Source organism: Psychromonas sp. L1A2, assembly GCF_009828855.1.
GTDB lineage: Bacteria > Pseudomonadota > Gammaproteobacteria > Enterobacterales > Psychromonadaceae > Psychromonas.
This window is the reverse complement of record NZ_WUAG01000002.1, coordinates 129,329-141,747: the sequence shown is the minus strand read 5'-3', so window position 1 is coordinate 141,747 and position 12,419 is coordinate 129,329. Positions and strand designations below refer to the sequence as shown.

The window sequence follows — 12,419 nt, the reverse complement described above, 5'->3', positions numbered from 1 at the left end:
ACAAGCACTTAGGAGTTACTCTTGAAATTTACAGGCAAAAAAGCGGTTTTATTTGATTTAGACGGCACTTTAATTGATAGCGCACCAGACCTAGCATTAGCTATTAACCACATGTTAACGAGTATTGGTCGTGAAGAAATTTCACCGACTATTATCCGTTCTTGGGTAGGAAATGGCGCGAGTATTTTAGTGCAAAGAGGCTTGTCTGGTCAGACTGAAATTGATAAAAATTTAGACCCTGAATTACTAGAAAAATCACTGGCTATTTTCCTTGATTTTTATGCTAAAAACTTATGTGTTGATACGGTTACTTATCCTCACGTTCGTGCATCACTTAAGATATTAAAAGCGAAAGGTTACCAATTAGCAATTGTGACCAATAAGCCGTACGACTTTATCCAGCCTATTCTTGATGGGTTAGATTTAAATGGATTGTTTGAGCTGTTAGTTGGTGGCGATACGTTAGAAAAACGCAAACCAGATCCACTACCATTGCATTATGCTTGTGAAAAGTTAGGTGTCACGGTTGAACAATGTGTCATGGTCGGTGATTCTAAAAATGATGTACTTGCTGCGAATGCTGCGAATATGCAGAGTATCGGGTTAAGTTATGGCTATAACTACGGTGAAGATATCAACGAACATAATCCAGATGTTAGTTTTGATGATTTTGCCGACATTATTGCTACGCTTTCTGATATCAATGAGTATGAACTAAGCGAGTAATTACAGTCTTTTAACATAGATATAAATGGTTTTATAATGACTACGAATGAAATGTCAGATAAAAAAATTGCGATTATCGGTGGTGGTATAGCAGGTGCTTCCATTGCATTGTGTTTAAGTGAAATAGGCTTACAAGTTGACTTGTTTGAAAAGGGGACGAGTTTAGTTAACGGTCCACCTATTTGTCATCTACATGCTGGTGGGAATTTGTATCGTGAGATTCCTGATAAGCAATGTATTACGTTATTAAAAGAGTCTATTGAAGCATTACGTCTCTATCCAGATTCAGTGGATTATCGACCAACAGTGGTTGCTATCCCTCAACAGGATGCCGGGCAACCATTAGATTTATTACCACGTTTAACGTTATTGCAAAATGAATATCAAAAACTCATTGAACATGACATAAATAATCAAGTGTTAGGTGATCCAACTGACTATTATCGTTTATTTGAGCTAGAAGAATTACAAGCGCTGGCTTTATTAGATGAGAAAAAAGTGCCTGAAACGGCTGAACAATGGATGATTCCATTTGCTAAACATGTTGATTTATCACTGCTTAAATTTCCTGTGGTATTAGTCCAAGAATTTGGTTGGAATGTATTTCGCTTAGGAGCGACTGCAGCACTTTCGTTAGAAAAAAATGAATTATGCCAAATACATTTAAATAATAAAGTGACTAAAATAGACCAAGATAAACAACAAAAATGGTCTATCACCAGTGAAGAAAATGGCGTAACGAGTACACATGAGTTTGATTATTTGATCAACGCTGCTGGCTTTAAAACCGGTGAAATTGATGACTTAGCAGGTTTTTACCGTCAACGATTAGTTGAATTTAAAGCCGCTTATGTAACGCAATGGCAAGGTACAGAAGGGTTGTGGCCTGAAGTTATCTTTCATGGTGTACGTGGTACACCAGAAGGTATGGCACAGTTTACGCCATATGCAGACAACCTAGTGCAATTGCATGGCATGACAGATGAAATTACGTTGTTTGAAAACGGGTTAGTGGCTAATGCTGAAAACAGTTCCCAACCGAAGTTAGCGCCTGAATTGTTGCGTAAAATTGATGTTGGTTGGTTGAATCAAGAAATAGCGGTCAGAGGTCAACGTGCTATTGAACATTTATCTCGTTATATTCCGGCCTTCAAACAAGCGACGGTCACGGGGAAACCATTATTTGGTGCTCAGCAAATTCCTGGTGAAGATGCTAATTTACGTGCCGCTGGTGTTTCTTTTGAAAACAATAACTATGCTCGTTGTGAAATAGTCAAAGCGTCTTCAGTGTTAACCTGTGCTGATGCCTTGATGCAGAAGTTATTTGAAATTGGGTTTGTCGATAAAAGTGCAGTCGGTGCTCGTTTGTTTCCAATTACGCACTCTATTAGCGACCAAGCAATTACTGAGCGATCGGAGCTTTACACACAACAACGTGGCTACCCGATAGCGCTAGCTTATCGTAATATCAAACAGCATTAAACCTTAAACCATTTATCCAACAGTAAATAACAAATCCTATGACTCAACAGGCCATGGGATTTTTTGTTTCTCCATTCATATCCTTGAATTACTGCTCTCTCGGCACCATTATTAACGCTTAGCATCTAATTCTTAGTTAATAATACGATCACCTCCTAACATATTGAGTATATTGTGAATAATACTGCTGCAGATGACACCTATTTACAAAACAAATCTAATCCAAAAGAAAAGCTGAAAGCCTTTAATAGTTTATTACCTATCTTTTCCTTTATAAAACCTTATAAGCTAATGCTTTCATTGGCACTACTTGCTTTATTAATGACGGCGGCTATTAACTTGTCCTTAGGGCAAGCAGTGAAATTGGTTATCGACAATGGGTTTATTGCCGGCTCAGCGCAACAGTTACAAGCGACTATTTTAGGGTTAGTTTTTCTGGTTGGTTTATTGGCAGTAGGGACGTTTAGTCGTTTTTATTTAATGTCGTGGTTAGGTGAACGAGTGAGTGCCGACATTAGAAAGGCGGTGTTTAATCGCATCGTCACTTTGCATCCAAGTTACTTTGAAGAAAATAGAAGTGGCGAATTAATGTCACGTTTAACCACTGACACTGCGTTATTGCAATCTATTATCGGCTCTTCATTTTCAATGTCGTTACGCAGTTTTTTTCTGTTGGCTGGTGGGTTGGTCATGTTATTTGTCACCAACTTAAAGCTGTCTTTAGTGGTGATCGTCGCCGTACCTTTTATATTAATACCGATGCTCATTTACGGCCGAAAAGTCAGGGCGTTAGCTGAAACGTCACAGGGGGCCATTGCCGATATTGGTACCTATGCTGGCGAGATCATTCAAAACATTAAAGTCGTGCAAAGTTATACGCATGAAGCCAGAGAGCAAATCGCTTTTGGTGAAGAAGTTGAGAAAGCTTTTGTAGTGGCAAAGCGCAGAGTAAAACAACGTTCATTTTTGATTGCTATTGTCATCTTCCTCACCTTCGCGGCCATTAGCAGCATGTTGTGGATTGGTGGAATGGATGTGCTCTCAGGTAAAATGACCGGTGGTGAATTAGGTGCCTTTGTTTTTTACGCCATTATAGTGGCAACGTCAGTGGCCACCATCGCAGAGGTTTATGGAGAGCTTCAACGAGCAGCTGGTTCAGCAACCCGTTTATTGGACTTATTAAAAGTAGAAAGTGATATAAAACAACCTAACCAACCGAGTGTGATGAAAGCACAATCCACATCGGCGATTACTTTTGAACAAGTCAATTTCTCCTACCCGTCACGACCAGATATTCCTGCGCTACAAGATATTAATTTAATAATCCCAGCGGGAAAAACAGTCGCGTTAGTGGGGCCTTCCGGTGCAGGGAAAACAACACTCTTTGAATTGTTACAACGATTTTATGACCCGCAGCAAGGCCACATAAAGTTTAATGACACGGATATTACCCAACTGGCATTAACTGATTTACGTGAAGCCATGGGTATGGTGCCACAACAACCGATTTTATTTAGCTCAGACGTTTGGCACAACATACGTTACGGCAATCCACAGGCGACCGATGCGCAAGTCATCGACGCTGCAAAACGCGCGCATGCCGATCAGTTTATTCATCAATTACCGCAAGGTTACGCGAGTTTCTTAGGCGAGCAGGGCGTACGATTATCGGGAGGGCAAAAACAACGCATTGCCATCGCGAGAGCGATTTTAAAAGATCCAAATGTTTTATTATTAGATGAAGCAACCAGTGCGTTAGATGCTCAAAGTGAACACCATGTGCAATCTGCATTGAATGAGTTAATGCAAGATAGAACCACCTTGATTATTGCGCATCGCTTATCCACAGTGATCGATGCAGACTTAATTGTGGTGATGGATAAAGGTAGGATCGTTGACACAGGGGATCATCAGTCGTTATTAACCAGTTCGCCATTATATAAAAAGTTGTGTGATTTACAGTTTGATAAAAATAATGCGGATCAATAATAGGGGTTGTTGAAAGCTTTGAATGAGAAAGCGGGACAACCTTATTTACAGAGGCATGAAATGGTGTTGCCTACTTGATCATTAACTCAATTGGCTATTTTTAAGCTTTAACTTGCTAGATCGCAATGAGGTACATTGCGTTTTAGAAAAAGGGTTAAATAACCCTAAATTAGTGGCAATAACCACTAAGCTTATCTGCTTTTTTTATTATCTGTGGCGTTGTCTGATTGCTGCTCACCTCGAAGTGCTTTTTGTGCTCGTTCATCAAGTGGGACACAGCAACGTTTATTTTCAGGTGTTAACCCCATTTCATCTAACCAATCGCAGTAGGTTTTCCATGCTTTTTTTATTATGTTCATAAAACCTTCATTTCTATTAGTAATCTAATTATTAGTTGTACATATAGTACAGCGTTATTGCATTCAAAAAACTAAGAAATGGTGATTATATGCTGTGGAGCATTATGAGGTGAGTGAAATTTTATGGATGTTCAGTTATTTTTTGTTGTTACCCTGTCGCAAAAAAGAATTAAGGCCAAGTGTGAAGTACTCAACCGTTCAGTATGAAAATAATGGATATGAATTATCGCATCAACCTACTTGGTAACAAGAAAGGCGGATACGATGATTCAAATTAAAGGGGTAAGCCTAACGTTTTTAAGTTGCCAGGGGAGTAAATAACCTTTTTCGCTTTGGCCATCGTTTGATGCAAGCAAAACATTATCGAGTATGTCGAGATCGCTTCCTTTCTAAATGGAAGCGGGTTAGTTGCGTTTTAAACTTAGATTAAGGCTGCTTGGATCGACTTTAGCCGATCTAAGCAGGTAAGTGACGATACCGATCCGAAACCCGACACGAAACAAAAAACGTTAAAGGATGACTGACTTTATCATCATAGCCACAATGCCCAGCGCTAAAACACTAGAGAGCCAAATCCCAACGAACCATGCTAGTTTCTTATATTTTTTCCAAGCCATTAGTGATACCCATCTTCAGGTCTTACTTTACCCCGGAATACCCAATATGCATAAGCGGTATAGATTAAAATTAATGGCACTAAAACTACCGTTCCCATTAGTGCGAATTTTAAACTGGAATCAGGCGCAGCTGCTTCAGCGATGGTTAAACTTGGCGGTACAATATTAGGGTAAAAACTAATAAGAATACCGATGAAGCTGAGTACAAATAAGCCAAGTGAGGCAAGAAATGGCTGAGCTTCTTTATCACGCTTTAATCCCATAAATAGTAACCAAGTGCACAGTGCTAGCAAAGCAGGAACTAACACACTAAACACACTACCAGGCAGTGCGAACCAACGTTGGAAATAAGCGGGATCTTGAAAAGGGGTGACAATACTAACAACGCCTATAAAGCTTAGGGTCGCAATGCCTAACCATTTTGCATAACCGCGCATTCTAGTTTGTAGTTCACCTTCTGTTTTCATAATTAACCAGGTAGAGCCCAATAAGCCATAGCCAATGACAACCGCACATCCAGTGAATAATGAAAATGGGGTCAGCCAATCCCACCAACCGCCAGCGTAGGCGCGGTTTGACACTTCAATGCCTTGTACTAATGCACCAAGCGAAATACCTTGAGTAAAGGCGGCTATCACTGAACCTGCGAAGAAAGAAAAGTCCCAAACAGGCTTCCAACGCACGGTTCGCCAGCGATATTCAAAGGCAACGCCTCGGAAAATTAGCGCTAACAACATGAGTATAATAGGCATGTACAAGGCTGGCATAATAACGGCATAAGCTAGTGGGAAAACTGCAAATAAACCTCCGCCTGCCATTACTAGCCAAGTTTCATTGCCATCCCAGACGGGAGCAATAGTATTCATCATCACGGACTTGTCTTGTTCTGATTTAGCCGACGGGAACAAAATACCGATGCCTAGATCAAAGCCATCTAAAATGACATAACATAGTACGGCGAATGTGATAATGATGGCCCAGATAAATGATAATTCAAATTCCACGATCTTCTCCTTGGTCATCTGATTTATGTTCTACATGAATTGTTTCAATAATTTGTTTTTCTGCAGTCCTGATAGGACCGTCATTCATATCAACGCCTGATGTAGTTGGCAATTTATTCATCAACCTTAATATATAGTAAGTACCTGCTCCAAAGACAAAGAAATAAACGATGATAAATGCGATTAGGGATACTGCAACTGCAGGTGCTGCAATCGGAGCAAGACTATCGGAGGTTCGCAATAGCCCGTAGACGGTGAAAGGTTGACGACCCACTTCTGTAGTAACCCAACCTGCTAGTACGGCAACAAACCCCATTGGTCCCATCACAATCGCTGCTCGTTTTAACCAATCATCATCATAAAGCTTGCCACGCATGCGTCTCCAAAAACTCCATACCGCCAAGCCTAACATCGCAAAACCCAGAGAAATCATAATACGGAAGCTCCAGAACACAATGGCAACAGGTGGCTCATCTTCATCTGCAATCGTATCTAGACCAGCAAGCGGTGCATTTAAGTCATGCTTTAAAATTAAGCTAGACATTTTAGGTATCTGAATAGCGTAATCAATTCGCTTTTCTTCTGGATTAGGGATACCAAATAAAATCAGCGGTGCACCTTCTGGGTGGCTATCATAGTGTCCTTCCATCGCCATTACTTTGGCTGGTTGGTGCTCTAAAGTATTTAAACCGTGAAAGTCCCCTACAAGAATTTGCAAAGGAGCTGCAATAATTAACATCCCCATCGCCATTGAAAACATACGACGAGCAGCAACATCAGCCTTTCTTCTTAGTAGGTGTAAAGCGCCGACAGCACCAACAACGAGTGCCGTAGTCAGGAAGGCTGCTACTACCATGTGTACTAAACGATAAGGGAATGATGGGTTGAACACAATCTGCCACCAATCTTCTGGAACAAATTGTCCTACCTCATTAATACTATAGCCAGCAGGTGTTTGCATCCACGAATTAACGGATAAAATCCAAGTGGCTGACATTAAAGTACCAAAGGCAACCATAGAAACTGCAAACATGTGTAGTTTATTGCCTACTCGCTCGCGTCCAAACAAAGCGATGCCTAAAAATCCTGCCTCTAAAAAGAAGGCAGAGAGTACTTCATAGGCCATAAGTGGTCCAAGTACTGGTCCAGTTTTGTCTGAAAATACCGACCAGTTAGTGCCAAATTGATAGGACATAACAATACCGGAAACGACTCCCATCCCAAAGGCAACTGCGAAAATTTTCTTCCAGTAATTAAACAAGAAAAGGTAGGTTTTATCATGAGTTTTCAGCCACAAGCCATTCAATACGGCTAGAAAGCTGGCGAGTCCAATCGAAAAAGCTGGGAATATAATATGAAAGGAGATAGTGAATGCAAACTGAATTCGGGCAAGTGTCTCCGCAGTAAAGCTTTCAAACATAAGCATAGACCTCATATAAGTTAGATTTTAAATTATGTTAATCTCATGTAGCAATCAAATTTGTATTGAAACAAAAGCAACATTAGATATTACTTTTAAATGAAAAATGACGTTTGTTAAACTGATTGTCATCGCTTTAGTCATTGATGGTTTTGATACACTGTCTGTGTCGCAAACATTATCAACTTCCAATTTTCACATTTATAAAAACCAATACGGAAAGAGGCTGTTTAAGGTTCAGTTAAGACGTATATTTTTGTCTGATGACTTTCTAATCTGAATAAATTAAGTAGAAGGCAATTAAGTGTTAACTGCGTTGTGATTTTTGAAGTGAGAACAACTATCTCCTGCAACTCACGCCTTATTAGTGTTAACTTTTCCTACGCAATCTCTGATCACTTATTTAATTCCATTGGTATAAAGCATCAATTTTGATTGGTTTCTTTATGAGATTTGAAGAAACAAAAGGTAGTCGTTCTTTTAAAAATCGCTCCCACTATTCAAAGGTTAATTGTGCTTTTTAGAGGCTGGATTTTTATGCGTCTAAAAAGAACACTGTATGATCAACTTAATCTGACGAGGCTATTTATCGCATTGTTTAATTTCACTTTAGTGCGGGTTTAATACCATTTACTACCGAGAAGAAGTGAGCAGGAAGGTGTTTACTGACTAAGATACTTAGGGGACGAAAGCGACTTAATTAATCTCTGGCTTTTCTTTGACATTATATTATTGCTATTAAAAATTATTCACAACATTACTTTTAAAATACGTATAACGCCTATGTAGGATAATAATCTTCAATAAAATATTAAACTGTAGCTGGACTGCTTAACGAAAATCTGAGTAATCAATGTTGAAGAAAAAGGGGGGATATCATTTTGTATTTGTTAATTATTTAAGTTAGATTTATATTGTTAACTCTTAATCTATAAGAGAGTTGATGAGTCGTCGGTTATGTTCAGAGTTAATTCATACAATCCACATTGATCCTATATTGTTACAAAATATAAATTTTATTCTGATATTTTTCAAACAGAAAGGTAAGAAAAATCCCTACAAATATGCGTCAATTAAATAATAAAGGTATACATAACTATGGTTGATTTTAGTCGACTGGCCTATGTCGATCTTGAAACTACAGGCGGTAAGCCAACCAGAGATAGTATTACGGAGATTGCCATCGTACAAACCCTAGATGGGGTGATAATAGATAAATGGCAGTCGCTGGTGTGCCCTGATACTTACATTCCGTTGATGATTCAAAAGCTAACCGGTATTACCCCGGAAATGGTTGCTGATGCTCCGACTATAGATGAGCTGATTCCGACGATTCTTGAGTTGTTTGAAGGGCATGTTGTTGTCGCGCATAATGCCCGATTTGACGTCAGCTTTTTACGTAATGCCTTCAAACAAAATGGGGTCGAGTTTAAGTACCCAATAGTCTGCACTGTTAAACTCTCACGAAAAATGTACCCTCAATTTAAAGTGCATAACCTTGACAGTATCATTAAGCGATTTGATTTAACTTGTGAGGCTCGCCATAGAGCAATGGGTGATGCAGCTGCCTTACCTCAATTAGTGTCGCGTATGGTCGATGATTTTAATGAGGAAAATGTATTCGCTGCGATGCAATTACAGCAAAAACTTTCTAGCATCCCACCTCATTTAAATCCTGAACTCTTCGATAATATGCCAAACGAACCAGGGGTTTATTTATTCTATGGTGAAAGTGGGGACTTATTGTACGTTGGTAAAAGTGTAAAAATTAGAGCGCGCGTTATTTCTCACTTCTCTAGTGATCATCGTCATGATCGAGAAATGCGTATGGCGCAACAAGTGCATAATATTGAATGGATAGTCACTGCTGGTGAGTTTAGCGCGTTGATCTTAGAGTCAGAGTTAGTGAAATCGCGTTCACCTTTATTTAATAGGCAGCTACGTAAACAAAAAACGCTGTTTACTCTCTATTGGGAAAATGATTTAAAAGAGAATATTTCAGCACCCAAAATTATTGATATAAACAGCCTAAGCACTCAGTCGAAAAAAGCGTCATTGAAAAATACCTATGGGCTTTACAAAGGACGAAGAGGGGCAAATGAGTCATTGCGTAAATTGAAAGACGACCATAATTTATGTGCGATTCAACTGGGTTTAGAGAAAGGTAAAGGACCTTGTTTTGCCTACCAACTTAAAAAATGTAAAGGGGTATGTTGCGGTAAAGAAAACCCACTTATCTATCAAATGCGGATGCAGCAGGCCTTAGCACCGATCAAACTTAAAGGTTGGCCGTACCAAGGTGCTATCGGCATCAAAGAATATAATGAAGAAAGCGATATAAGTTGTATTCATATTATTTCTCATTGGCTGTATTTAGGTAATGTTAGTGATGAAAGTGAATTGGAAAGTTTTGACTTTGATACGACGGTTAAACTCGATACTGATTTTTATAAAATATGTATCTCTCAACTACAAAAAAATCATACGCTTATCACCTTAGAATAACAAAGCAGTGGACAGTCATAAAAATGATAAGCTTTAACGACTTATATTTTTAGTTCTATCTTTTATTGATGTAGTTTTTGCATGCTAAGAGGTAATTGTGATGAGATTACCTCGCCGATCACAAGTGTCGCTTCAGGTGTATTTTATTACCACTGTATTTCACGTTATATTCGACGTTCTTATTTAATGCCAAGTTTTACCGGTAGATAGAAACCTGTTTCCGTTAGTCTTTAGATTTGCTAGCAATGAAAATAGTATTATAGGGAGAGAAAAATATATGTATATCTGTGAGTTTATCTACTAGCGTATTTTTCTCTTCACAACTTAATCAATATATTAATTAGCAGCAGCTAAAAATTTCATATCTGTAAAAGCTATTATTTTTCAAATTGCCATTAAGTTGTATTTTTATTTTATTAAACCGTGAATTTCCGATATTTTTTTCATTTTTTAATAACGGAAATAGCTTTGTTTTTGGTGGCCTAAATTATTAGCTTTCTAGATCTATTTAGCTTTCCAAATCTATTAAATTAAGTGATTAACTAATTTCGTTACCGTTTTGACAAATAACGAAATAGTATTAAGTTAAATATTTATAGATTTCTGATTTTGCCATAAACCTAATAGCCTAAGCCGTTGAAACGGGAGAACCGTTATTATAGGGGAAATCGGAATCTGCAGATGTAGCCTCTACTTTAATAAACTGCATTTTCGCCTGACCGACAATATTAGCAAATGACGTGGTTGCAGCATCAAGTCCAATGCCTATTCTGACTAATCCACTTAAGGGAGCCATTTGAGTGGCGTCAAAAAGATACCAGCGATCCCCTAAATAGGCTTCGAAAAATCCATGGAAATCAGGTGGCTCTAAACCAACGGCATAACCCGAAACATAACGAGCAGGAATACCTAAAGCACGACATAGAGCGATACTCACATGTGCAAAATCACGACACACACCTGCTCGTTGAATAAGTACATCACAAGCGCTTGAAGATGCATCGGTACTACCCGCAACATAGTCAATATGATTATTTACCCAGTTGCAAATTTCGACGACTCGAGAGTAGCCACTTGGTAACTGGCCAAATTCTTTCCAAGCAAGGCGTCCGAGACGGTCAGACTCACAATATCGGCTTGGGTTTAAAAAAGGGAGGACAGATGTTGGTAAGCTTTTATGCTCAACTTCATTTATATACTTATCCTGTTCAATATCAGGAGATAATTGTACTGTTGCGCTATATTGGATACTTAATTCACAGGGTTCTACTTTTAGGCGAAGCCCACGAGAACCAAAGTCGTTAAGTTGAAACCATTCACTGTCAATCGTTGGTGAGATAGTCAGGTTCTCTTCTATTGTTTGTTGATGCACCGTATTAGCCGCTGCAATATTAAAAACAAAACTTGATGTAGCATCGACCGTATAAATAAGCTCTGATAAGATTTTTACATAATACATAATAAATAACCTTTAATGGCTGATAATAACGAAATGAAGAAAAAGACTGGTAAAGCTTCCTTTATAATTAAATTTTGCCTTATTGGTTCTCCTATATTCTACAAAATAATGAGCACCCAATGCTTCACTCTATCAAATTAAATGCATTGTCGATATCAATGAATTAAGCACACGCAATTCGATAAATATTGACTAGCCAAGTGTTGATAAATAGAGGACAAGATAAGTAGAGGACACCAATCTATTTGAATTATTTTAATGGGTAAACTCTCTCATAAAAATGCTTATTCCTGCATTTATACCAATGGAATTAAATAAGTGATCAGAGATTGTGCAGGAAAAATTAACACTAATAAGGCGTGAGTTGTAGGAGATAGTTGTTCTCACTTCAAAACTCACAACGCAGTTAGGGGTGATTTTAACCAGCAAGAATGATCACCTTATTAATTCTTTTGGTATTAGTAGGTAGTTTTTTATGGCTTAATCTCACGAATCGCAAGTATCATTATCTGATACACCTTATCGAATAAGTCATCGAATCATTACAGCTAAGTACTAGACAGCCAAAAAATATAAAGACAAAAGGCAAAACGCCATTGCTATTATTAACGCTCTATTCCCCCTAAAAGTACGCAAAAGCATAACGTTGATTATGATCAATAAAAGACTAATTAGTTTTGTATAACAAAGAATACAAAGCCCTTTTTCTATTCAAAAATGTTTTAATCACTAGCCTGTTTATCAGCTAAATCAATAGGTTTTCTCTTAGCCATTGGCTGAAAAGTGACGAGACAAATAGGATGTGTATTCATGACTACATGAATAATGACGTCATATTTACCCATCTCGATTCCCTTA

At 38.4% G+C, this 12,419-nt stretch carries 10 protein-coding genes; 4 read left to right on the top strand and 6 right to left on the bottom strand.

What is annotated here, in order from left to right; translation table 11 throughout:
• Window positions 1-21: 21 nt before the first annotated feature.
• The 3 genes from GQR59_RS11090 to GQR59_RS11080 all read left to right on the top strand — a co-directional run bounded on the left by GQR59_RS11090 (window position 22) and on the right by GQR59_RS11080 (window position 4,197).
• On the top strand, window positions 22-726 hold the full coding sequence (locus GQR59_RS11090) for a phosphoglycolate phosphatase (protein ID WP_160062749.1): 705 nt from the start codon (window positions 22-24) through the stop codon (window positions 724-726).
• A gap of 36 nt (window positions 727-762) precedes the next feature.
• On the top strand, window positions 763-2,208 hold the full coding sequence (locus tag GQR59_RS11085) for an FAD-dependent oxidoreductase (RefSeq protein ID WP_160062747.1): 1,446 nt from the start codon (window positions 763-765) through the stop codon (window positions 2,206-2,208).
• Window positions 2,209-2,442: 234 nt separating this feature from the next.
• Window positions 2,443-4,197 carry an ABC transporter transmembrane domain-containing protein gene (locus tag GQR59_RS11080; RefSeq protein WP_201288142.1) on the top strand — a complete coding sequence of 585 codons (1,755 nt, stop codon included), beginning with the start codon at window positions 2,443-2,445 and terminating at the stop codon, window positions 4,195-4,197.
• A 191-nt stretch (window positions 4,198-4,388) separates the two neighbouring features.
• Here GQR59_RS11080 and GQR59_RS18475 read toward each other — a convergent pair whose 3' ends face one another.
• The 4 genes from GQR59_RS18475 to GQR59_RS11065 form a co-directional block, all read right to left on the bottom strand.
• Window positions 4,389-4,556 carry a hypothetical protein gene (locus GQR59_RS18475; protein WP_201288094.1) on the bottom strand — a complete coding sequence of 56 codons (168 nt, stop codon included), beginning with the start codon at window positions 4,554-4,556 and terminating at the stop codon, window positions 4,389-4,391.
• Window positions 4,557-5,065: 509 nt separating this feature from the next.
• Window positions 5,066-5,173: a DUF2474 family protein gene (locus tag GQR59_RS11075; protein WP_160062745.1), complete on the bottom strand. Its 108-nt coding sequence runs from the start codon at window positions 5,171-5,173 to the stop codon at window positions 5,066-5,068.
• Window positions 5,173-6,177: a cytochrome d ubiquinol oxidase subunit II gene (cydB, locus tag GQR59_RS11070; protein WP_201288093.1), complete on the bottom strand. Its 1,005-nt coding sequence runs from the start codon at window positions 6,175-6,177 to the stop codon at window positions 5,173-5,175. Before cydB ends, GQR59_RS11075 begins: the two co-directional genes overlap by 1 nt.
• Entirely contained in the window at window positions 6,167-7,597 is a 1,431-nt protein-coding gene (locus tag GQR59_RS11065; protein WP_160065131.1) for a cytochrome ubiquinol oxidase subunit I, read from the bottom strand. The genes cydB and GQR59_RS11065 overlap by 11 nt, the downstream gene beginning before the upstream one ends.
• A 1,098-nt stretch (window positions 7,598-8,695) precedes the next feature.
• On the opposite strand from GQR59_RS11065, the gene GQR59_RS11060 reads away from it, so the two are divergent.
• Window positions 8,696-10,102 (top strand): exonuclease domain-containing protein, encoded by a 1,407-nt coding sequence (locus GQR59_RS11060; protein WP_160062741.1) that lies wholly within the window; start codon window positions 8,696-8,698, stop codon window positions 10,100-10,102.
• A gap of 628 nt (window positions 10,103-10,730) precedes the next feature.
• On the opposite strand, the gene GQR59_RS11055 is transcribed toward GQR59_RS11060, so the two are convergent.
• The gene (locus GQR59_RS11055) at window positions 10,731-11,561 is read right to left on the bottom strand and encodes a transglutaminase-like domain-containing protein (protein WP_160062739.1); all 831 of its coding nucleotides are present in this window, start codon (window positions 11,559-11,561) and stop codon (window positions 10,731-10,733) included.
• Between the two features lie 722 nt (window positions 11,562-12,283).
• Window positions 12,284-12,406: a hypothetical protein gene (locus GQR59_RS18855; protein WP_268892997.1), complete on the bottom strand. Its 123-nt coding sequence runs from the start codon at window positions 12,404-12,406 to the stop codon at window positions 12,284-12,286.
• Between the last annotated feature and the right edge of the window lie 13 nt (window positions 12,407-12,419).